The sequence below is a fragment of the Chitinilyticum aquatile DSM 21506 genome, assembly GCF_000430805.1.
Taxonomy (GTDB): Bacteria; Pseudomonadota; Gammaproteobacteria; order Burkholderiales; family Chitinibacteraceae; genus Chitinilyticum; species Chitinilyticum aquatile.
In genome coordinates, this window is sequence record NZ_AUMS01000019.1 from 17,427 (window position 1) to 39,479 (window position 22,053).

21 protein-coding genes and 1 pseudogene are annotated in these 22,053 nt (G+C 61.7%); 5 read left to right on the forward strand and 17 right to left on the reverse strand.

What is annotated here, in order from left to right; all coding sequences use genetic code 11:
- Positions 1-117 precede the first annotated feature (117 nt).
- Positions 118-612 carry a GNAT family N-acetyltransferase gene (locus tag H559_RS0112465; RefSeq protein WP_034641217.1) on the forward strand — a complete coding sequence of 165 codons (495 nt, stop codon included), beginning with the start codon at positions 118-120 and terminating at the stop codon, positions 610-612.
- 114 nt (positions 613-726) lie between these two features.
- Here H559_RS0112465 and H559_RS23325 read toward each other — a convergent pair whose 3' ends face one another.
- The 3 genes from H559_RS23325 to H559_RS0112480 all read right to left on the reverse strand — a co-directional run bounded on the left by H559_RS23325 (position 727) and on the right by H559_RS0112480 (position 3,356).
- Positions 727-1,929, reverse strand: coding sequence for a carbohydrate-binding protein (locus H559_RS23325; protein WP_028452968.1), 1,203 nt, complete (start codon positions 1,927-1,929; stop codon positions 727-729).
- Between the two features lie 134 nt (positions 1,930-2,063).
- Complete coding sequence (locus H559_RS21820; RefSeq protein WP_051279417.1) at positions 2,064-3,044, reverse strand: DUF3298 domain-containing protein; 981 nt, start codon at positions 3,042-3,044, stop codon at positions 2,064-2,066.
- 39 nt (positions 3,045-3,083) lie between these two features.
- Positions 3,084-3,356: a GIY-YIG nuclease family protein gene (locus H559_RS0112480; protein ID WP_028452969.1), complete on the reverse strand. Its 273-nt coding sequence runs from the start codon at positions 3,354-3,356 to the stop codon at positions 3,084-3,086.
- Positions 3,357-3,469: 113 nt separating this feature from the next.
- Between H559_RS0112480 and aceK the strand changes: the two genes are divergently transcribed.
- Positions 3,470-5,221: a bifunctional isocitrate dehydrogenase kinase/phosphatase gene (aceK, locus tag H559_RS0112485; protein WP_028452970.1), complete on the forward strand. Its 1,752-nt coding sequence runs from the start codon at positions 3,470-3,472 to the stop codon at positions 5,219-5,221.
- Between the two features lie 40 nt (positions 5,222-5,261).
- On the opposite strand, the gene H559_RS0112490 is transcribed toward aceK, so the two are convergent.
- From H559_RS0112490 to creD, 3 genes are all read right to left on the reverse strand, one after another.
- Entirely contained in the window at positions 5,262-5,807 is a 546-nt protein-coding gene (locus H559_RS0112490) for a hypothetical protein (protein ID WP_028452971.1), read from the reverse strand.
- Between the two features lie 105 nt (positions 5,808-5,912).
- A complete protein-coding gene (locus H559_RS0112495) occupies positions 5,913-7,133 on the reverse strand; it encodes a hypothetical protein (RefSeq protein ID WP_028452972.1) in 1,221 nt (406 codons plus the stop codon).
- Between the two features lie 229 nt (positions 7,134-7,362).
- Positions 7,363-8,781, reverse strand: a complete 1,419-nt coding sequence (gene creD, locus H559_RS20265; RefSeq protein ID WP_051279419.1) for a cell envelope integrity protein CreD — start codon at positions 8,779-8,781, stop codon at positions 7,363-7,365.
- Between the two features lie 318 nt (positions 8,782-9,099).
- Between creD and H559_RS0112510 the strand changes: the two genes are divergently transcribed.
- Complete coding sequence (locus H559_RS0112510; RefSeq protein ID WP_245579373.1) at positions 9,100-10,095, forward strand: extracellular solute-binding protein; 996 nt, start codon at positions 9,100-9,102, stop codon at positions 10,093-10,095.
- A gap of 276 nt (positions 10,096-10,371) precedes the next feature.
- On the opposite strand, the gene creC is transcribed toward H559_RS0112510, so the two are convergent.
- The 8 genes and pseudogenes from creC to arsC all read right to left on the reverse strand — a co-directional run bounded on the left by creC (position 10,372) and on the right by arsC (position 16,573).
- Positions 10,372-11,799 carry a two-component system sensor histidine kinase CreC gene (gene creC / locus H559_RS0112515; protein WP_028452974.1) on the reverse strand — a complete coding sequence of 476 codons (1,428 nt, stop codon included), beginning with the start codon at positions 11,797-11,799 and terminating at the stop codon, positions 10,372-10,374.
- A 117-nt stretch (positions 11,800-11,916) separates the two neighbouring features.
- A complete protein-coding gene (locus H559_RS23500) occupies positions 11,917-12,180 on the reverse strand; it encodes a DUF8617 domain-containing protein (protein WP_505635908.1) in 264 nt (87 codons plus the stop codon).
- Positions 12,181-12,288: 108 nt separating this feature from the next.
- Positions 12,289-12,993, reverse strand: a complete 705-nt coding sequence (gene creB, locus H559_RS0112525; RefSeq protein ID WP_028452975.1) for a two-component system response regulator CreB — start codon at positions 12,991-12,993, stop codon at positions 12,289-12,291.
- Positions 12,990-13,559: a transglycosylase domain-containing protein gene (locus H559_RS0112530; protein ID WP_028452976.1), complete on the reverse strand. Its 570-nt coding sequence runs from the start codon at positions 13,557-13,559 to the stop codon at positions 12,990-12,992. Before H559_RS0112530 ends, creB begins: the two co-directional genes overlap by 4 nt.
- Positions 13,559-14,020 carry a DUF6882 domain-containing protein gene (locus H559_RS0112535; RefSeq protein WP_155845413.1) on the reverse strand — a complete coding sequence of 154 codons (462 nt, stop codon included), beginning with the start codon at positions 14,018-14,020 and terminating at the stop codon, positions 13,559-13,561. Before H559_RS0112535 ends, H559_RS0112530 begins: the two co-directional genes overlap by 1 nt.
- Positions 14,013-15,050 (reverse strand): hypothetical protein, encoded by a 1,038-nt coding sequence (locus tag H559_RS0112540; protein ID WP_028452978.1) that lies wholly within the window; start codon positions 15,048-15,050, stop codon positions 14,013-14,015. The genes H559_RS0112535 and H559_RS0112540 overlap by 8 nt, the downstream gene beginning before the upstream one ends.
- A 1-nt stretch (position 15,051) precedes the next feature.
- Positions 15,052-15,888, reverse strand: a complete 837-nt coding sequence (locus H559_RS20270; RefSeq protein ID WP_051279423.1) for a M949_RS01915 family surface polysaccharide biosynthesis protein — start codon at positions 15,886-15,888, stop codon at positions 15,052-15,054.
- A gap of 329 nt (positions 15,889-16,217) precedes the next feature.
- A pseudogene (gene arsC, locus H559_RS20275) lies at positions 16,218-16,573 on the reverse strand (arsenate reductase (glutaredoxin)).
- A 137-nt stretch (positions 16,574-16,710) separates the two neighbouring features.
- Here arsC and H559_RS0112555 point away from each other — a divergent pair.
- Complete coding sequence (locus H559_RS0112555) at positions 16,711-18,222, forward strand: phospholipase D family protein (RefSeq protein ID WP_034641230.1); 1,512 nt, start codon at positions 16,711-16,713, stop codon at positions 18,220-18,222.
- A 158-nt stretch (positions 18,223-18,380) separates the two neighbouring features.
- Here H559_RS0112555 and rarD read toward each other — a convergent pair whose 3' ends face one another.
- The 3 genes from rarD to H559_RS0112570 form a co-directional block, all read right to left on the reverse strand.
- Positions 18,381-19,274: an EamA family transporter RarD gene (gene rarD / locus H559_RS0112560; protein WP_034641233.1), complete on the reverse strand. Its 894-nt coding sequence runs from the start codon at positions 19,272-19,274 to the stop codon at positions 18,381-18,383.
- Between the two features lie 119 nt (positions 19,275-19,393).
- Positions 19,394-19,777, reverse strand: a complete 384-nt coding sequence (locus tag H559_RS0112565) for a hypothetical protein (protein ID WP_028452981.1) — start codon at positions 19,775-19,777, stop codon at positions 19,394-19,396.
- A gap of 105 nt (positions 19,778-19,882) precedes the next feature.
- Positions 19,883-20,776 carry a hypothetical protein gene (locus H559_RS0112570; RefSeq protein ID WP_034641236.1) on the reverse strand — a complete coding sequence of 298 codons (894 nt, stop codon included), beginning with the start codon at positions 20,774-20,776 and terminating at the stop codon, positions 19,883-19,885.
- A 145-nt stretch (positions 20,777-20,921) separates the two neighbouring features.
- Between H559_RS0112570 and H559_RS0112575 the strand changes: the two genes are divergently transcribed.
- On the forward strand, positions 20,922-21,938 hold the full coding sequence (locus H559_RS0112575) for a succinylglutamate desuccinylase/aspartoacylase family protein (RefSeq protein ID WP_051279425.1): 1,017 nt from the start codon (positions 20,922-20,924) through the stop codon (positions 21,936-21,938).
- Positions 21,939-22,053 lie beyond the last annotated feature (115 nt).

The following is a 22,053-nucleotide window of genomic DNA, read 5'->3' on the forward strand; positions in this document are numbered from 1 at the left end:
GACCAGAATCGCTGTCGGCAGAAAGGGCATTGTGATTGCGGGGTGCCGGAGTGCGGGTACGCGCAAGTGTCTTGGCGGTATCATGGCGGCTGATTTCATTTCCGCTACGGTTCTGCCATGTCTGCCCCTGAATTCCGCACTCTGCCCGTCGATTTTTCCCTCTCCCGCCATGCCGAGGCCTTCATTGCGCTGCTGGACCATTATGCTGCCGACCCGATGGGCGGTGGCACGGGCCTGTCGGAATTTGCCAAGCGCAATCTGGTGCCCCGGCTGGCCGCGCGCGATGATTTCTTTGCCTTTATCGTTTGGTCGGGCGAAGAACCGGTGGGCCTGATCAACCTGATCGAAGGCTTCTCGACCTTTGCCGCCCGGCCGCTGCTCAATGTGCACGACGTGATCGTGCATGCCGGCTGGCGCGGGCGCGGCGTGGTGGATGCGCTGTTTGTGGCAGCGGAAGCGCTCGCCGTCGCGCGTGACTGCTGCAAGCTGACGCTGGAAGTGCTGGAGGGCAACCCGCGCGCTGCAGCCGCTTACGCCCGCAGCGGCTTCAAGCCCTACGAGCTGGACCCGCAATTTGGCCGTGCGGTGTTCATGGAGAAGAAGCTAGCCTGAGCCGGGGTATACATTGCGGTGTATTGACCTGTAGCCATTTTAGAGGAATGGCTTTGTGCACATACCCAAAGAAAAACCGCCCGAATGGGCGGTTTTTCATGGCGTGCCGCTGCTTTACCAGGCCGGTGTACCCATGCGGGTGTGCCACAGCAATGTGCTCGGTCGGCAGAGGTTGCCGTTGCAGGCCCACGCGCTCAGGTAGTGATCCTTGCTGTCGGGCTTCCAGTAATCACCGTTGCCGCGCGGGATGCGCACCGTGACCTGCGTGCCCGCGAACGAGTTGCTGCTCCAGCTCGCGACATAATCGCCCGGCTTGTACATGCAGGAGCCATCCGGCAGGCGCATGCGTTGCTGCAGGCTGTAGAGATCCGGTGGCGGCGGGCCGGGGTAGGGCGGCGGCGAAATGAACTGGTCCGCATGCACGCGACCGACAGGGCGGCCGTCCATGCGCAGTTCCACATATTGCGGCGGGGCGCTGCTGCCATCGCCGATGAGGGTGCTTTCAGCTGCGATGGTGCACTCGGCAGTGGCGACATAGCGGTAGTTCGTATAGGCCGCCGTGCTGCTGTAGCCAACCTCCAGCATCTTCTGGCCGCTGACTTCAACCTGGTTTACCCCGATTTTGAACGCGGCAGGGCGGGCCCCGAGTACCGGCCCGCCACTGGGCATGTAGTAGGGGGGCTTCGAGATGCCCGTCAGCGACGGAACCGGTGCTGCAGCCGGTGTTGGTGTGCTCACTGGTTGCGGTGTCGGCGTGACGGCGCCGATGGCTTCCCACGGGCCCCATTCCACGCCGGGCTCGTTGCCCTGCGTCCACCACTTGGCGCGGTAGAGCGTGCCCTTGAAGCTGGCCTGGTCGCCCGCGTTGTAAACGCGGGTGCCGTTCCAGGCCGCAGGGCCGCTGGCGCTGGCCTGCAGCTCCCAGGGGCCGTAGGCATTGCCGGGAAGGTCGTTCTGGGTCCACCACCTGGCCTTGTAGATTTCGCCGTTGTAGCTGACCAGTTCGCCGCCGGTGTAGGCGCGGCTGCCATCCCAGGCTGGCGCCAGCGGGTTTTCACTGGCGTAAAGGCGATCGGTTTCCGCATCGTTCAGGCTCGGCATGCTGGCCGTGTAGCCGTAGCTCTTTATCGGGCAGGGATTCGGGCTCGGAGTCGGGCTGGTACTGAGGTCGGGATAGGTGACCGGCAATTTGCCGTCGATTCCGGTCGGGCGGGGCGGTGGCGAGATGGGCGGGGGGCTGCAGGCCTGCGCGGCGGCACCGGCGAGCAGCCATCCGCCGAGCAGCATGGCTGCATTCAGCGTGGTTCGGTTTTTCATTCCTCATCTTCCTGTTCTGTTTTTTAGGGTTACCCGATCAGGGGTAACCCGTACAGATTGGCAGACGCCATGCCAAGGTCAAGCAATAGAAGTGCCCGCTGATGCAGTCATGGCAAGGAATGCAACACCGCGGTTCAGGGGGCTTTGTTCTGCCCCAGTACTGTGCGGAATTCCGGTTTCAGCATGCCGAGAAAGGCGCCCCAGGGAATGCTGATTTCCTGCTGGCCGGCGGCGTGGAAAAGGATGGCGTCCTGGGCGATGACGATCGTCAGGCCCTTGGGGCTGATGGCCCAGCAATCCGGCGACAGCACGTAGTCGGCCACCGTTTTTGCGTCGGCGTAATCATCCATCTTTTCCTTTTTCAGATGCTGGTGCACGCGCGCCAGAATGATCTTCTGCCAGTCACGCCCACTGAATACATCACCCGCCTGCAGGACCCGGCCCTTGGCGAGCCAGTAGTTGTACTGCGTATTGCCCGACATCGGGTGTGCGGCGCCAAGGAAATACACCCAGCTTGCATTGCTCAGGCTAAGGAATTCGGGCGAGACAAAGTGCGGGCTGAGGCTGTTGCCGCTTTCTTCGGTTGCCGGGGTTTTGGGATCGGGCAATGCAAAGTTCTTTTCCACCCACTGGTTGAAACCCTTGCTGCCGGGAATGTCGTTGATGATGAACAGTGGCGATACGGTCTGGCTTACGGTTTTCTGTGCCGCCCAGACACTGTCGGAAGGAATGTCGGTTTTGTCGACCGGCAGGGCGAAGTGGTAGTGCAGTTGCAGCAGCTGTACGCCGTTGCTTGTGCGCACCGCGCCATCGAGTTCCTTGATGCGTGCCTGCATGGCATCCGCCAGCGCTTTGTCGAGCGTCTTCGGGTCGGCATCCGCCACGCGGTTTTTCAGCCATTCGCGCTGGGTCTGGCGCAGCCTGGCATCCCAGGGCGGGGCCAGCTGCTTCAGCGCCTGCTGATAGCTGGCTGCCAGCTGTTCGTCGAGTTTGCCCAGTGCCGGATTGCGACAGATGGTTTTTTCTTCCGCACTGCTTGCCTTGGCACAGTCAAAACTGGCGGCAAAGGTGGCATGGGGTATCAGCAGGAAGGCTGCGAGGAGGAAGGAACGCATGGGCATACTCCGCAATGTAATGACGGTAATGGCGCTATCTTAGTCCTTTCGCTGCTGTAAGGGGCCGGAAATGGATTGCGCCAGCTGGCGCTTGGCCAGCGGAGTCAGCTGCTTGATACGGTATTCGATTTGCGATGCCTCGCTGCGGTTGGCCGCAGTCAGCACCGCCAGCAGCTGCCGTGGTGGTCGTGCCCGCGTGTAGCGGGCGCCACGGCCACTGGCGTGTTCTGCGAAGCGCCGCGCCACGTCGGTGGTGATGCCGGTGTAGATGCTGCCGTCGCAGCATTCGATCAGGTAGACAAACCATTGCATGGCCGAGTTCATGGCCGCACTATGCCACAACGGCAGGGTGATCGCGGATGCTGCAGCGCCGCAGAGGCGGCCGGCTTCGCCTACAGTGAAGCAAGCCCCTGCCGGATACCACCATGAATCATCCTGCCCCCAGCGCCCAAGCCACCAGCCCTGCCAGCGCACGTGCGCTGGCCCAGGCGATTCTGGATGGCTTCAACCACCACTATCATGTCTTCCGCTCCAGCTGCCATCATGCACAGTCGAATTTCGAGGCGGGCGATGCGGCAGCGCAGCGGGCGGCCGTGCGCGAGCGGATTGCGTATTACGACATACGAGTCAGGGAGGCCACCGAGCGCCTGAAACGCGACTATGCCGCCGAGGCGCTGCCGGTGGATGAGTGGGCCCGCATCAAGACCGAGTACATCGGCTTGCTCAACCAGCACAAGCAGCCTGAGCTGGCGGAAACCTTCTTCAATTCGGTGTGCTGCCGCATCCTGCACCGCAGCTATTTCCACAACGATTACATCTTCTACCGGCCGGCCGTCTCCACCGAATACCTGGAAGCCGAGCCGCCGAGCTGGCGCAGCTATTACCCGACCCACGACAATCTCTGCGCCACGCTGGCACAGGCCATGGCCGATTTCGGTTTCCGCCTGCCCTTCGAGAATCTGGCACGCGATATCCGCGCAACCGTCAAGGCGCTGTACCGGCATCTGGGTCGTCTGCCCCGGCTGGGTTATGGCGCGCACCTGGAGGTGCTGGTCGCGCCGTTTTATCGCAGCAATGCGGCCTACATCATCGGCCGGCTGCGCGCCGGTGGCCACGACCAGCCTTTTGCGCTGGCGCTGTACCGCAGCAGTGCGCGCGAGCTTTACATCGACGCGGCGCTGTTCGACCCGCTGATGGTGCGGCAGCTGTTTTCCATGTCGCGTGCCTATTTCATGGTCGACATGGAAGTGCCGTCGGCGGTGGTCGGTTTTCTGCACGAACTGCTACCGGACAAGTCGCGCGCCGAGCTGTACACCATGGTCGGGCTGGGCAAGCAGGGCAAGACCATGTTCTACCGCGAGCTGATGCACCACATGCGGCATTCATCGGACTTGTTCCAGTTCGCGCCCGGCATCAAGGGCATGGTGATGATCGTGTTTGCCCTGCCGTCGTTTCCATTCGTCTTCAAGGTGATCAAGGACGTGATCGCGCCGCCCAAGGAAGTCAGCCGGGAGCTGGTGCGCGAAAAATACCAGCTGGTGAAACAGCACGACCGCGTCGGGCGCATGGCCGATTCGCTGGAATTTTCCGACGTAGCGCTGCCAAAACACCGTTTCGCACCGGAGCTGCTTGACGAGCTCAAGCGCCTGGCGCCGACGATGATCGAGGACGAGGGTGACACGGTGGTGATCCGGCACCTGTATATCGAATGCCGCATGCAGCCGCTGAACATCTGGCTGGATACGCATACCGGGCAGGATCTGGAAGACAAGGTGCGCGATTACGGCAATGCGCTGCGCGAGCTGGCGATTGCCAACATCTTCCCCGGCGACATGCTGTTCAAGAATTTCGGCATCACCCGGCTGGGCCGCGTGGTGTTCTACGACTACGACGAAATCGAATACATGACCGATTGCGATTTCCGTCGCATCCCGCCACCGCCCACGCCGGAATTCGAAATGAGCGGCGAGGCGTGGTACACCGGCAACAAGGGCGAGGTCTACCCGGAGGAATTCGGTACCTTCCTGCTGACGCACCTGCCGGTGCGCCGCGCCTTCATGAAGTACCACGCCGACCTGTTGCGCCCCGAATTCTGGCAGCAGGCCAAGGCACGCATCGAAGCCGGGCGGGTCGAGGATTACTACCCCTATCCGCAGGCACTGCGTTTCCGGCGCTAGCCGGCAGTTGCCGTGCTGCCGCCCTGCTGTGCCGACTCGTTCAGCCCGGATACTCCGGCAGCGAATCAAGAAACGCCTTGCCGAAGCCGCGCAGGCGGATTTCCGTGGCGTCTATGCGGACCGCATAAACAACCCGCGCCATCAGGAAGCCGCCAAAAATGCCGCCAACGATGAGCAGGATGCCCAGGGCCCCCAGCAGGTTCTGGCCATTGGAAAACGCGGAGGCCGTGAGCCAGAAACCGCCAGCCAAGCCGCCGAGTGCCAGCGCAATGCCCAGCAGCTGGCGCTTGCGGTGCGCCGGGCACAGGCCGGCGGCAACAGAAACCTTCTTGCGGACAATCATGGCCACGATGGCGTAGACCACGATCTGAACGAAAATCAGCAGGTAGAGCAGCGGATGGTGCCAGTACAGCGTCCGTGGCTTGGGTGGCTTCGGCAGGGTGGCGTTGCATTTGACACAGCAATGGGGCAGGGCCGCACCGGGCGACATGATGACCATCTTGCCCTTGCGCCAGACAGGCTGGCTGCTTGGGGTGTAGCTGTTCTCAAGGCTGGATTCGGGTGGTGCGTAAGGATTATGCGTCATTGCAGTGTCATGCCTGGAAGCCGGAAACCTGCATTCTCCGGCTCATTCCATCATGACGGGCTTAAACTTTCTTTATGTGTTGTATTTGCGTCAGTAAATGCCGTTTCAGAACCACGTGCCGAAATTGAACTTGAAGGCCTGCACGTCACTGCCGAAGGTGTAGCTCAGCCCCAGCCGGTAATCGGCTTCCTTGCTGTGCATGGGGCGGCGGGTGCCGATGGTGATGCCGATGTCGTTCTGGTACTGGGTGAAGAGGTCGGTGCCGGTGAAGTAAGTGTTCACCGCGTAGCATTCCCAGAACAGCGGGTCGCCATCGACCACCCAATTGCTCAGCGTGCTGTAGAGCAGGCCGTTGCGGAACACGGTGTTGGCAATGCCGGGGTTGATGCTGGTGCCGTCATAGCTGGTGCGTAGCGCCGTGTAGTAGCCGATGAAGTTGCCCATCGTCAGCGACCAGTCCGTGCCTGACCAGACATAGCTGGATGCAATGGCGGCCGATGCCATGTAGCTGGCAGTCAGCAGGTCGGGCGAGCCGGTGGCATAGAAAGACCCCGCCACACTGACCACCCAGTTGTCCTGCAGCGGGCGGCGGTAAAAAATCCCCAGCTTGCCGTCGTAAATTTTCGAGTTGTCCGCCTCGGTGTAGGTCAGCGGCATGCTGATCAGCAGTTCGTGGTTTGGCTCGGCAAACTGGTGCGAGTATTCCAGTGGCAGCGTCAGCGTATCGCTGTCCATTTCCTTGGCATCGCCGCGCGCGGAGGACAGCATGCGCGCGTAACTCACCCCGATGCCGACGCGATTGTTGCCACCTTCCCGCCAGCCATTGCCGCTGCCGCCCCACATCGCCTGGCTGTCTGCCACGACGCCCCGGCTCATCATCGAATTCGGATTGCCGGCGACCGGGTCAACCGGCGAAACTTCAACCATTTTCTTCATCATCCGCTCAAGCAGGTCGGGGTTGTGCTTGAGGTAGTCTTCCCACAGATCGACGCTGGCATCACGCGTGCTGCCGGTGAAGCTTTCATTGATGCCCAGCACCGGAATCGTGAAAACCAGCGTGCTGCTGCCCGTGGTCGGGAATGCCAGATTGACCGGCAGGCCACGCACGTTCAGCGTGCTGCTGACCGCTTCGCTGCCGGTGTAGGCGCCACCGAAAAGCTGCGAGAGATTCTGCTGCTGGTAGAGGTCAATGCCATCCTGCAGCGAATCGAAACTGCGCTGTTCGGTGATGCCGTTCATGCTGGCATCGAGATCGAAGATGCCGGCCTGGCTGGTGGAGCACAGGCAGAGGCCGCAGGCCAGTGCGCTCAGGGTATGTCGCAGCATGATGATGCCCTCCGTGGTGTCCTATCGGCATAGCCAGCACGGGGCAGTGGGGCAAGCAATTGCTGCGCTGCAGCAGTTGCAGATGCGACGGACGGCAGGCGGATGGCCGCAGGGTTGTTGTTTTGCTGATAGGTATGCATCCACAGCCATTTGTATGAAATGGCTGTGGATGCATGGGGTGTTAGGTATGTGTGCTGCACGGCAAGTCCGTGCCGTGCGGCGCGCCTGCTCAGCTGGCTGCCGGTTCCGGTTCCGGTTGTGGCATCACTTTGGCCACCGGCTTGGCGGTCTGTGCCGTGCGGTTGCCCAGTGCCTGCCAGTCGAGCTTGCGGGTCAGTACCATCACCGCCGCCAGCAGGCCGAAGAGCGTCAGGCTGCCCATCAGCAGGGCCATGTCTTCCGACTGCAGGATGCCGTACAGCAGCCCGTACAGCGCGGCCAGAATGCCGGCAAAACCCAGCCCGCGCCGCCAGCCGGCGAGCATGTAGCTGACGTAATAGCCCAGCAGCAGCACCGAGGCAGCAGCGGCCAGCAGGTAGGCCAGCGCAAAGCCCAGGTGTTCAGAGAGCGACAGTGTCAGCAGGAAGAACAGCGCCAGCGACAGGCCGACCATCGCGTACTGCACCGGATGCACCTGCACGCGCTTGAGGACTTCCATCAGGAAGACCGCACCGAACATCAGCAGGATGAACAGCTCGGCATATTTCAGCGTGCGTTCGTTCAGAACATAGCGGTCAACCGGGTCGAGCAGGCGCAGGCCGAGATGGGCAACGGGCGGCGAACTGCAGCTGCCATCGTTCTCTGCCGCGTTGCAGCCGGTGGCGAGTTGCGCGCCGCCGGTGGCAAGTTGGCTGGTCTGCCATTTGGCACTGAAGCCCTGCGCATTCACGCTGCGCGAAACCGGAGCAAAATTGCCCGAGAAGCTCGGGTGCGGCCAGTTGCCGGACAGGGCCACGCTGCTTTCCTTGCCGACGGGCTGCAGCAAAAGCTGTGTCGTGCCGGCGAGTTTCAGCTCGAGCGCAAAGGGCAGCGTGCCGCCCTCACCCGACCAGGCCAGCGGGGCATGCACGCCGCTGGGCAGCGCTTTCAGTTCCGTGCCGGGGGCGAATTTCGCCGCATTTCCATTGGCCTTGCCGCCCAGCTGCTGGATGCCGCGCACATCGCTCATGCCCAGCGCCAGATAGGGTTCGCCCAGCTTGACGACGATTTTCTCCTTCTCGGATACCGGCTTGCGGCCGATGCTGTCCGCTGCCGGCATGAAAAAGTGGCCGCCAAGCTGTAGCTGGCTGCGGTAAACCGGCGCTTCGAAAATGCCGCGCTTCAGCGTTTCGACTTCCAGCTTGCCGTCCAGGGAGAACTGCTCCGGCTCCAGCACCAGCTGCTGCTCATGGGTGCTTTCTTCCCAGCGCCGGCTGGTGACGCCCTTGTCATTCTGCGTTTCCTGCAGCGTGGATACGGTTTCGGTATACGGAATCACCAGAAAGGGCCCGTTGAGCACCTGCTCGCCAGCGCTGAACTGCGCGATTTCCTGCCGCACCTCTTCCGCGCGCCCCTGCCTCTCGTTCAGCAGCGAGCGCACCATGCCGATCACCAGCATCATTCCGGCGATCAGCGCCAGGCAAGTGAGTATTTTCCAGGCCAGTTTCATTGTTCTCTCCTTGTAGCCAATTGGCGGGCCACATGCCTGCAGCCCCGACCACGGCATGATGCGATGGCTGCATGGAGAGAAAATGCGGCTTGTGTGGAGATTGTGTGAAGATGCCGGTACTGGCGGCATGGGCTGCCGCAGCGGGCGTAGGCACCATTCCCGGCTGCTCAGGCCGTAAAAAACAGGCCGCCGTGCTTGGTGTGCCGGAAGCAGGCGGCTAGTATTCGGACACGGCAACATGAAATGGCAACGGCATGGCCAGAACGGGCAGAATGCCGCTGCGAAGGAATACACGGAATGGTCTGCAAGCGATTGATTATGCTACTGCTGGGATTGTTGCTGGCGCTGCCCGGCAGTGCCAGGGAAGTACTGCGCGTGCTGGCCTGGCCAGGCTATGCCGAGCGCGAGCAGGTGCGTCTGTTTGAAAAACAGCATGACGTGAATGTCGTGGTGTCCTACGTTACCTCGGATGACGAACTCTGGCGGCGCGCCAGCCGCAATAACGGCAGCAACTATGATGTCGTTGCGGTGAATACGGCCGAGCTGCAGCGCCTGATCAACAAGAAGCTGCTGCAGCCGGTTCTGCCGGCGCAGATTCCCAATCTGAAAAAGCAGCTCGCTCCGTATCAGGCCATTCCCGCGCTCAGCCGCAATGGCAAGCGCTTTGCCGTGCCCTACGCGCACAGCGAAATGGGCCTCATCTACAACCGTAAGCTGGTGACGACCCCGCCTGCCACGATGGCCGAGCTGTGGAACCCGCGTTATCGTGGCAAGGTGCTCGCCTATGACGGCAGCGCGCACAACTTCACCATTGCCGCGATGCAGCTCGGCATCAAGGATCCGTTCCATCTCTCCGAGCAGGACATGCAGAGGGCTGTAATCAAACTGGTCGAGCTGCGCAATAACGTGCTGGCCTTCTACAAGACCCCCGAAGAAGTCGTCGATCTCTTCAATGAATCGGAGGTCGCGCTGATCTATGCCAATTACGGCGAGCAGCAGGTCAGCCTGCTGCAGAAGGCCGGCGCCGACATCGGCTATGTGATTCCGGCAGAAGGCGCGCTGGCCTGGCTGGATTGCTGGGCCATCCTGCGTGGCGCGAAAAATCCGTCGCTGGCGCACGCCTGGATCAACTTCACGCTGGACAGGGAAATGAGCCGGCAGCTGGTCGAGGAGCAGGGGCTGGGCAATACCGTGCAGCAATTCGGCACAACGACGGAGAGCGACAGGCTGATCTGGCTTGAGCCCGTCGAAGATGCTGCAGCGCGGGCCACGCTGTGGGAGCGCATCCGCGCGGGCCGCAAGCCGGCGCTCTGATCCCGGGCTGCGAAGACGCTCAGTGCGGCTTGGGCGGGGTTTCTGCCGGGGGCGCTTCGGAAGGAGCCTGCCAGTGCTGGCGAACCACGCGCAGCCAGCGGCGGCGTGATCGGGCGAGGGTACGGATTCTTCTCATGGCGGGTCTCCGGTGCGGACGGTGTTGGCGCAACAAGTGCAGAAGTCCGTAAAGCAGCTTCACTTCACGACAGGCGTTATTGTAAGTCTTGGCCGGAAACGGCTCCTGTAACCGAAATGTTACGGAACGCGTTGGTTTGATCAAGCGATTGACAAGGGCAGACGCAGGTGGGCGCTGACCCCGCCCTCACTGTTGGCAAGCCACACGCTGCCGCCGTGCAGCTCGGTAATGGCGCGCGTCAGCGCCAGGCCCAGGCCGGTGCTTTTCTGCCCGGTGCCGGGGCGGGGCAGCGAATAAAAGCGCTCGAATAACCGCGGCAAGGCATAGTCAGGTATTGACTCGCCCTCATTGAAAATAGTGAGCTGCAGGGCATTACCCTGCCGGGTAATGCCGATGCGGATATCGCCGCCGGCCGGCGTGAAGTCCAGCGCGTTCTGCAGCAGATTGCGGATCGCCTGCTCCAGCAGGAAGCGCTCGCCCATTACTTGATCATCCGGCCACGGCGCGTGCTCGATCACGCAATGGCCGCTTTGCGGCGCCAGTGCCAGCAGCACACCGTCGACCAGCTCCCCCAAAGCGAGGGCTTGCGGTTCGTGCAGGCTGCGCCGCGCCTCCAGCGTGGCCAGCTGCAGCAGGTAATCGACAATCTGCTGCATCCGTGCGGTTTCCGCGCGGATATGCCCGACAAAGCGTGCGTGATCGTCTGCATCCAGATCCTCATCAAGCAGCTCGGCTGATGCGCGGATGCCGGCCAGTGGCGACTTCAGCTCGTGCGTCAGCGCGTGCACGTAGTTCTCCACATAGGCCTTGCCTTCCAGCTTCTCGCGCATTTCCCCGAGCGCCTGCGCCAGCGTCGTCAGCTCACGGTTGGCGACAAAGTGCGGCACCGCCACCGGCTTGCCCGCGCCAACGTCATGGGCGAAATCGGTCAGTTTGGTAATGCCACGGCTCAGCCACCACGAGAAGCCCGCGCCCAGCAGCAGGCCGACCGCCAGCAGCAGTGCGCCGGCACGCCACAGCTTGCCTTCGCTGCGCTCGATGTAGGGCTGCATCGCCCAGTTCGGCCGTGCCACCGTCAGCACCCCGACGATCTTGTTGCCATCGCGGATGGGGGCGGCGACGTGCATCACGGTGGACAATTCATCGTTCGGATCGGCGCGGGTGCTGCGCGCCCCGTATTGGCCGCGCAGCGTGCGATACACATCGCGCCACTGGCTGTAATCGGCACCGACATCCTGGCCGGAGGAATCGAGCAGCACCAGCCCTTTCGCATCGGTAATGGTCACGCGCAGGAAGGTGCGATCGCGCTTTACCCCCCAGACATTGGCTTCCGGGTCGCGCGCCGCAAAAGCCTGCAGCGCGGCGGCAAAGCGGCTCTCGTTCAATTGTCCGGCGACAAAATCGGCCTGCACGGCTTCCGCCAGCAGATTGGCGGTGTCGATCAGCACTTCTTCCGTGGATTGCCGCACCGCCGGCTTGATCTCGTCACCGACGAGCTTGAGCAGCAGCACTGCCAGCAGGGCGACCAGCAGGAAGTAACCGAGAAAGATTCGTAGGGAGAAGCGCATCAACTTTCCAGAAATCCAAAAGCACCAATTTCCAATAAAAATATGCTGCGCTGTTCGTGCCTACTGCGCTGAATTGAAGGTTTGCTTGTTTTTGCGATTGTAATTAATTGGTGAGATTTACTTATCATTGAGAAAGAATTCAACTTCAAGCTTATCTTCTTGTTCATTGATCAGGATCAGCCTGCCACAGTTGCTACACTTCAGCAATTTGCTTGAGCTTTCAATTAACGATGATATGAAATTTTCTGTGTTCATATTTTCGAAATTTCCATCGATTGTGTTTTCTGAAACAATGAGCGAAATCCCTGCCCCGCAAAACAAATTCTTATGAACGAGAGATTCACACTTGCAACGAACCCAAGAACCCACCTTAGACCTCACAATTTAGATGTTGATGTCGAATTACGCATTTCTTTAATGGGAATAGTAATGGATGGCAATAGGGGCGGGTAATGGTTGTTTCAAAGTACCCCCCCCCAAAAAAAACGATTAAAACTTAGTCATTTCCAGTGCATAACCAAACCCCCGATGCGTGGCAATCGGGTCGGTGTCCGGCGTGATTGCGCGCAGCTTGGCGCGCAGGCTTTTGATGTGGCTGTCGATGGTGCGCTCGAAGCTGTCTTCCGCCGCTTCGCCCAGCGCGTCGAGCAGTTGCGCGCGGCTGTAGACGCGCCCCGGGTGGGCCAGCAGCGTGCTCAGCAAGCGGTATTCGGACGGCGTGAGTGTCAGCGGCTGGCCGGCGTAGCTGATGCGTTTGCCTAAGGTATCCTGCTGGAACCATTTATTTTCATTGCTTATCGACGTATGGGTGTCCGGGTTTGCCGGGCGGCTGCGCTTGAGGATGGCCTTTACCCGGGCGGCGACTTCGCGCGGGCTGAAGGGTTTGACGACGTAGTCGTCGGCGCCCAGCTCCAGCCCCAGTATGCGGTCGAATTCCTCGGCGCGCGCGGTCAGCAGCAGCACCGGCAGCGTTTCGTTGTGCCGGCGCAGGCGCTTGAGCACCTCGAAGCCGCTGTCATCCGGCAGGCCGACGTCGAGCAGCAGCAAATCCGCGCCTTCCGCCGCCAGCGCCGCTTCGCCCGATTTCGCGAGCGCATGCCAGTTCACGCTGAAACCTTCGCGTTGCAGCGCGAATTGCAGCGTGTCGGCAATGGCGGGTTCGTCTTCGATGAGGAGGATGCGGTTCTGGCTCATGGCTGCTCCTTGCTTGCCTTGAGTAGTGTATCGCGCGCTTTGCTGAGGCGCTCGGCAGAGCTGGAATACGCACTGGGAGCCCGGACCAGCGCGACGAGCGTAGCCATTTCCGTTTCCGACAGGGATGCCAGGGGGCGCTGGAATCGGGCCATGGCCTCATTGCTGAACCCATAGCGGCCATTTCCCATGTAGGACGACGAGGCAATCAGCCCATATTGTTCGTCTTCGGAAAGGTGAAGCTGCACCAGTTTTTCCCACAGCCATGGTTCGATCACACTACCTGCGGGCGCGCAATCCGGATTGCAGGAACGCCATATTAGTCTTGCCGTGTAGGTGCTTTCCTTGCCGCACAGGCTGGTTTTGAGCAGGTGGCGCATGGCAGGTGGGAGTGCGCGTTCTTCAGCTGTGGCTTTGGCAAGCAGCTCGCTGATGACATGACGGTGGGGCTGAAAGATCGCAAAATTGTAGACCAGCAAGGCCAGCAGGACGCCGATGCATAGCAGGGCAAGTCCGCTGGCCAGGTATTTCACTAAGCGAAGCGGTGTAAACAGGCTGCGTTTACTCATTAGATGCTCCGGAAATGGCGCAGGATGAAATAGAGCTTCACTCCCTCGCACTGATCGATGAACACGCCTTCGGCATCCAGAATGCGGGCGGCCAGTGCGAGGCATTCCAGCGCCTGGGCGTGGCCACCGGGGATGATGAAGTCGGTCAGCAGCGACAGATCATGGGTTTCGCCGAAATCGAACACGGCCTTGAGAGATTTGGTGGCCGCAGCAGGCAGCATGTCATTGGCCCAGCCCCAGAGGAATTCGTCATACTCAACCAGCGTGCCAGCGACGCACAACTCGGCCATGACCTGCCCTTGCGGGGTGGTGAAGGTGAGTGTGGCGGTGTCCAGATCCCACTGGTAAGCCGCGCCTTTGAGTTGCCAGTGTTCCTGCCAGCGCGCATTGCGCGCCTGCATTTGCTTGACTGCATCACGACTCCATGCGGACCAGTCGATGGGCTGCATGGGCTTAGTCAAAACCATTGATCGGGTTCTGCTCAAGGCGCTTGTCGATCAGCTCGAAGGGATCGCGGAGGCCGGACGTCGACCAGCGCGCGACGACGGCTTTCTTGCGGCTGCTGGCGGTGAGGTCAAGCAGTTGCAGTTCGGGTGACCAGCCCTTCTTTTTACTGGGGACGATCTGCCAGCGCCATTCGCCGTAATACTCGTGATGCTGGCGCGTGCCGTCCTTGTTCCAGCTGCCGGCGAGTGACTGGCTGTACCACGCCGGGGCGCAGGCGCGGTCGTACAGCGCTGTTTCGCCGCCGACCGTGTATTGCGGCTCGCGGTAGCGGATCGGCTCGCTCAGCAGCGCGGGTTTGTCCAGCTCGATCAGGCGTTGCTCGACAAAGCGGCCGCCACCACCGGCATAGCCTTCCATCCAGCCGGTTTCCAGATTCAGAAAGACGCGGTCGGGCAAGGCGGCAAAGCGCTGGACGGTCAGGCGCTCCGGCATGGGGTTGCCGCCGGTGGCCGGCAGGCCACCCAGCGCGCAGCCGGTGTCGCTGGGGCTGGAGGTATAGGCGAGCACCTGCGGCTTGCCTTGCTCCGGCCAGCGGCCATCGGGCAGTGCAATGATGAACACCAGCATCTGCGGTGTCTCGGGCAGGAAGGTGATATAGGGCAGGAGCCCTTGCGCGTCTTTTTCACGCAGCCCGATCGAGTAGGGCAGCACCAGGGCAAAACGGTCGGGCTTGTCGAGCGCAAAGAGGGCGACGCGGCTTTCCGCATAGTCGGGACCATCGAAATTCACATAGGCGGGCGGCGTGCCAAGCAACTGGGTGAAGACTTCGACGGGCGGAGGCAACGCCATGTCGAGCGGCTGGCCGGCTTCGCGCGGCAGGTCGCGGCCTTCCATCTGCTCCTGCCAGTTGCGTTTGGCCTTGGCGTGTTTGGCATTGCATTGCGCGGCCTCGGCCAGATTCTGTGCGTGGCAGACGACAGCGGCGTGCGCGGGGAGGAGGACGGAGCTGCCCAGCAGGGCGGCGAGCAAGGAAAGTGTACGCATCTTATCGTTTTCCCAGCGGGGTCAGGCTGGCGCGCCAGCGGGAGTCACTCTTCTGCATCAGCGAATGCCAGTGCTGCAGCGCGTATTGTTTGGTGGCGGCAGGTGCCTGTGCAAAATCGGCGTCGCTTTCATAGCAGCCGGGCAGCGGGCCATCGATCTCGCTCCACATGCTGTCTTTCAGTTGCTGGCGGGCGGCCGTTTGCGCGGCGGCATTGCAGTCCTTGAGCAGCGGCGGGCCGACATAATCGCCGTTTTCTTCATCGCGGAAGATCACGCCGTAGCGATCCAGTCCGCGCAGTGCGTATTTCTGCTTGCCCGCATGCACAATCAGCTTGTAAGTGTAGGGGCTGACATCGCTGGTACAGGTCATGCTGTAGCCCAGCAGGGTTTCCGTACGGCCATCGGCATCGGCATCGACGACGCGGGTGGCTGACAGATCAAAGGCCGCCGCCACGTCAAAACCGCAATCTTTTACGCTGTCATTCAGCAGCCACAGCCGCTGTGGCTTGCTGCCCCCGAGCTGGTAATGCGCGGCGGCGAGGTAGGCCGAGCGGCTGCCGTCTGGCGCTTCCTCGGTGACCTTGCCTTCTTCACTCCATTCACTGAGCAACAGCAGGTTGTCACCGTTGGCATCCTGCCAGCGCAAGGCATCAACCAGTTTGCCGCGCAGCTCGACGCCGGCGGGCAGCTCGGCCTGTTTCAGGTGACGGATGGCCGGAGCGCTGGCGGCCGCGGCACTGGCCGTCGTGGCGGGGCTGGCGCTGGCCGGCGGGGTAGGGTCGGTTTTGCTGCAGGCGGTCAGCAGCGCCAGCAGCAGGGCGATAAACAGGGGACGCATGGGGCGAAAGAATCGGGCAAAGATCGATCTTGCCTTGCATCAGCCTTGCCGGCAAGTGAGGTTCTGCTGATGCTTTGTTTGCGATGTCCGTTTGTACTGTGTTTGGCCTGAAACAAGGCGTGAAGCCCGATGCATAGTCATTCTATGCAAGGGCTTTGCAACGCAGTATCAGGCCAAACACAGCCAAACCCGGAGGGCTGGGCGCTTTTTGCGCCGACTCTGCGTTGTTGCTTCGCTGACATAACCGGCTATGCGGCGCTCGCAACGCCTTGATTCGGCGCAAAAAGTGCTCCAGCGGGCACGCAAACAAAGCATCAGCAGAACCAGCATCACGCCGGCAGAATGGCGAGCACGGCCTCCGGCGGACGGCCGATGGCGGCCTTCTGACCATCGACGACGACAATCGGTCGCTCGATCAGGCGCGGGTGGGCGTGCATGGCGGCCAGAATCGCTGCGTCATCCAGCGCTGGATTGGCAAGATTCAGCTCGGTGTATTCGGCTTCCTTGGTGCGCAGCAGTTCGCGCGGGGTGATGCCAAGCAGCCGCACCAGCTCGGCCAGCTCGCTTGCTGCGGGCGGATTTTTCAGATATTGACCACTTCTGCCTGCAGGCCGCGTTCCTGCAGCAGCGCCAGCGTTTCGCGTGATTTGCTGCAGCGCGGGTTGTGATAAATCGTGACGGTCATGGCAAAACCTTCGGGAGCGTCGGAAAAGTGCTGCAGATTCTACCGAACTCGCGGTGTGGCTGGCGGGCAGGAGTGGATGCTCTGCTAGACTCGGCGGGTACTGATCAGCCCCCAACGATACGTCACTAGCGATCACCATGCGCCCGAGGATTTCCGAGACCCTGCGTCATGCCCTGCTGAAAGCCTGCGGCCGCCTACCCAGGCGCCCGCTGGAGGCAGACGAGCCCGATGAGCTGCGGCCCAGCTCGCTCGTCGAGCTGATGCGGGCGCGCTGCAGCGCCTGTCCGGGGCAGAGCGGGCTGTCGCCGCTGATGGATGGGGAAGATGCACTGCTGGCGCGCCTGGGCCTGATTCACGGTGCGGAAAACACGCTCGATCTGCAGTATTACATCTGGAACAACGACCTTACCGGCAGCCTGCTGACCCTTTTCTGCCTGCAGGCTGCCGACCGTGGCGTGCAGGTGCGGCTGCTGATCGATGATCTCGGCTCGAAGCCGGATGATCTGCTGCTGCGCGCACTCGACAGCCACCCCAATATCGATGTACGTCTCTACAACCCGGTGGCCTGGCGTCGCTTGCGCTGGTTTGGGCTGCTGCTGGGCGCCTTCCGGCTGAACCGCCGCATGCACAACAAATCGCTGACCGCCGATGGCGTGGCGACCATCCTCGGCGGGCGCAATATCGGCGATGAATATTTCGGTGCCAACCGCCATGTCGATTTCCATGATCTCGACGTGCTGTGCATTGGCGAAGTCGTGCCCGAGGTGGCGGCATCGTTCGAGCTGTACTGGCAGCACAAGCTGTCGCTGCCCGTCGATGCCTTCTACCAGCGCCGTCTGCCGCCCGATGCACTGGAAGACCTGCGCGCGCAGATCCTGCGGCGGCTGGAGGGCGAATACGGCGCGGATTATCTGGCCTCGGTCAGCCGCCGGCTCGATGCCGCGCCCAGCCAGCAGGCTGCACTCCATTTCTACTGGGGCGTTGCGCAGCTGCTGTACGACCATCCGGACAAGACGCTGGACAAGCCGCAGGCTGTGACGCTGACGCAGCAGCTCAGCCCGCTGATGGCCGACTCAAGGCATCATCTCGACATCATGTCGCCGTATTTCGTACCCGGCCTCAAGGGCATGCTGTGGCTGCGGGAGCGTGCGCGCAGCGGCGTGCAGATCCGCATTCTCACCAATTCGCTCGCTGCCACCGACGTCACCGCCGTGCACGCCGGCTATGCGCGCTACCGCTGGATGCTGCTGCAGGCCGGCGTGCAATTGTTCGAGTTGCGTCCCGACCCCAGCCAGCACATCGAGCGCAAGAAATGGCTGGGCCGCTCGCGTTCCAGTCTGCATGCCAAAACCTTTCTGCTGGATCGCCGCTTCGTGTTTGTCGGCTCGCTCAATCTCGACCCGCGTTCGGTAGAGATCAATACCGAAATCGGCGTGCTGTTCGATAACCCCGCGCTGGCGGCCTTGCTGGGCGAGCGCTTCGAGGCGACGATCAGCCGCGAAAGTTATGCACTCAGCCGGCGCAAGACAGGGCTCTTGTGGCGGGACGTCAGCGGCGTGCGCAACTGGAAGAAAGAACCCAACACCACCTTCCGCCAGCGCCTGTGGGTACGCCTGCTGCAGTTTCTGCCGATCGAATCCCAGCTGTGATTCAAGATGCTGATGAGGTAGCCAGCTCTGCAACCCGTCATGCCGGCGAAAGCCGATATCCAGGGCTCACTTCGAACAGGTATTGCTGAGAAGCGACCTGATATTGTGGGTGTACGTATGAATCCCTTTATTTAAAAGGGCTTAGAATTAATACATATCTATGTATTATTGCGCCGCTGGCGATGCAGCGTCATGCCGCTGTGCAGGCAGGTCAGCAGTACCGCCAGCCAGATCGGGATGTAGGTGCCCAGGTCACCCGGCGTGAAGGCTTCGCCCAGCAGCCAGATCGACAGCACGAACAGCAGCGCGGGTTCCAGATAGCCGAGAATGCCCAGCACGCCCAGCGGCAGCAGGCGGCTGGAGGCCAGATAGCTGGCAAAGGCAATCGCCGTGAGGATACCCAGCCCCGGCAGCAGCAGCCACAGCGCCGGGCGCAGGCTGAAATCCTGCACCACCGTGCTGTTCGACAGCGCCCAGATGGCCCAGGGCAGGATGAAGAGGATTTCCAGCAGGAAGCCGCCGACGGGTTCGAGCTTCACCGCGCGGCGAATCATCAGATAGGGCGGATAGCCCAGCGCCGTGAGCAGCGTGACCCATGAAAAGGCCTGATGCCGCCAGAATTCGTGCAGTACGCCCAGGCTGGCAATTCCGACGGCCAGCCACTGCAGGGGGGCGAGGCGTTCGCCGTAGAACACGCGACCGATCACCACCATCACCAGCGGCAGCAGGAAATAGCCTAGCGTTACCTCCAGCAGCCGCCCTACCAGCGGCGCCCACATGAAGAGCCATTGCTGGATGCCAAGCAGAAAGGCATTGGCCAGCAGCGCCAGCCACAGCAGCGGCTCACGCTTCAGCCGCGCCAGTGTCTGCCCGAACAGCGGCCAGGCGCGCAGCAGCGACAGCAGTAGCACCATCGCCGGAATGGTCCACACAATCCGCCAGGCGAATACCTGCTCGCCGTTGAGCGGCGCCAGCCAGGCGCTGTACGCGCCAAGTGCCGCGAAGACGACGGAGGCAGTAACGGAAAGGGCCAGGCCACGGGCAGGAAGCATCGACGAACGTTCGGCAGACAGGGCCGGACATCATCGCAGCTGCCCGTCAGCCGGACAATCAGGGTAATCATCAGGGTTTTCCCTGATTCAGCGTCATTATCTGCGCGGGCCCAGCCGGCTCAATGCCGGATCAGCGGGCTACTTTCCTTCGGGCGCGACTGCTGCAGGTCGTGGTGCAGCGCTTCGTCCTGCATGCCACGCCAGAACACATGGACGCCGAGTGCGCTGCTGTGATCGCTGATCTGCTGCCAGGCGCGCACGGCATCGGCCGGTTTTTCATACATCAGGATCGATTTGTGCATTTCGATGGCCTGCGATTCGGTCACCATGCCGGCATCGCTGAGGTAGTCGATCAGCATCGAGCGTGCCTTGGTCGTGCGCTCGTCGGACTGGTCGTAGACCAGAAAAAGAAAGGCCTGCGGCAATTCGCGCGAGGCCATGCGGAGAAAATCGACGCGGGACAGAATGCTGACCTGGCCGCGCTGGCTGGATGCAATGGGCATGATGGACTCCTGACTGAAAAGGGCAGGCACAGGGCGACAGGCTGCATCGCACCGCGTTTTTCCTTTCTAGCAGCACGCCCTTGCCGATGCTGACAATTTTGCACCTCAGGGAGCTGAAGCGGCCTTGGCAGGAGGCTGAGCGAGTTCGCCCCCATGGCCCAGCAGTTTGCGGGTCTGGATGTCCACTTGCAGAGTCAGTGAGTGCCAGTGCTGATTTTTCCACCGGATCGGTGTCGCGGTGGCTGGAATGTGCAGCAGCCATGCCGCGACGACCCCTTCATCTTTCGAGTCGGCACAATCCGCTGGCGCAGGAGCTTTGCTGCCGGTTTCGAGGGCGCGATTTGCCGCTGCCGTCCAGCGCGCCATGCAGCTGTTCTGGGGTACGTAGATATCGCGTTGCACCTTGGTTCCGGCTGGCAGAGTGATGTCCGGCAAAACGGTGGGGCTGGCCAGTGTGCAGTACGCCAGACGCAGCGGCATGTCCGACAGGCTGTGTGTTGCCAGCACTTCACCGGCGGCACAGTGCCAGCCATCCACCTGCCCGGGGGCGGCGAGGCTCAGCCTGCCGTAGCGCCAGTCAATGTGCTTCAGTTGCAGTCCTTGCCAGCTCACCGGGCTAGCAAATTCCGCGCTGCTGGCCTCGTTCCAGTCCTCGCTGTAGCCCAGATCGATTTTGCTTCCCGCAGGTGCCAGAATGCTGCGCACCATACTGGCCTGCGTCAGTACCGGATGGCGGCGGATTTCTGCCTGTGCACGCTCGATGTCGCCTTCGCGGGCAGACTGTTTGAAAGAAGCAATCACCAGTACGGTGAATGCATAGCTGAGCACCTGCAGGGCGATCAGCAGCCAGAACACGAGTTTGTGCGAGCGCAGCCACTGCGCAAACTTCCAGTTCCCCTGAAAAGCGAGAAACATGAAGCAGGACAGCGGCAGCATCAGCAGCGGGAGTAAAAACGCGAGTAGCGCGATGCCAAGCACGCCAACAGGAGCAAACATCATGGTTTTGCAGCGTACGGATTTACAGAATGGCTCCAGCCTAACACCTGCACGCCAGCATGGCCTGTAATCCGTTACACAGTAGGCAGTCTGCGCGATTGCGCCGATAATGGCGGCCTTGTCTGCAACAACCCGCCGGTATCCCGCCATGACGACCGCCACTCCCGCGCATCGCGCGCACATGCTGAAATCCCATGTTTATGCCGGCTTCGAGCCCGGCCCGCGCGTGATCATTCTCGGCGCGGTGCACGGCAACGAAATCTGCGGCACGCTGGCGATCGAACGCCTGATGGCTGAGCTGGATGCTGGAGAGCTGACCATCCTGCGCGGGCGTCTCACTCTGATCCCGGTGACGAACCCGCTGGCGCACGCGAAAGTGCAGCGCAATGGTGACCGCAATCTGAACCGCAATCTCGCGCCAACGAATATCCCGCAGGATTTCGAAGACCACATCGCCAATGTGCTGTGCCCGATTCTGGCCGATCAGGATGTACTGCTTGATCTGCACTCCACTACCAACCCGCCGGGTCAGCCCTTCATCATGCTCGGGCCGCAGAACAACACTGGCGAACTGCTGCCCTTCGCCCGCGCGGCGGAAGAAGAAGCGCTGGCGCTGCGCCTCGGCCCCACGCGCATTGTCGAAGGCTGGCTCGATACCTACGCCGAAGGCGTGAAATATCGTCTCGCGCACGCCAGCGCCAGCCTGCGCGCGCAGATGCTCAGCACCGACCCGAGCTATGGCGTGGGCACCACCGAATACACCCGCAAGCACGGCGGCTATGCGCTGACGCTGGAATGCGGCCAGCACAATGATCCGGAAGCACCGGAAGTCGCCTATCGCGCCATCCGCAATACGCTGGCGCACCTGGGCCTGATTGATGCACCGGCGCCGACGGTGCAGGCCGAATTCGAGCTGCTGAAACTCAGCCAGGTAATCGACCGCATGGACGAAGGCGACCGCTTCGTGCGTGAATGGGCGAGCTTCGATCACTTCAAGGCTGGCGACGTGATCGGCCACCGTGCCAACGGCACGGCGCTGACCGCACCGAGTGATGGCTATATCGTTTTCCCCAGCCCGATCGCAGTGCCGGGCAACGAGTGGTTCTACTTCGCGCAGGCGAGCGAGCGCCTCGTCGATGGCCGTGCTGCCAGAATTATGGGGTGATAGGTATTGTTACGAAGCGCTTTGAATGAAAGGGGTGTGAGTAAATACCCACCATAAAAAGGACAACCCAAAGAGGGGTTCAGGCTAGCGCCATCAATATTTGGAGGCCATTAAA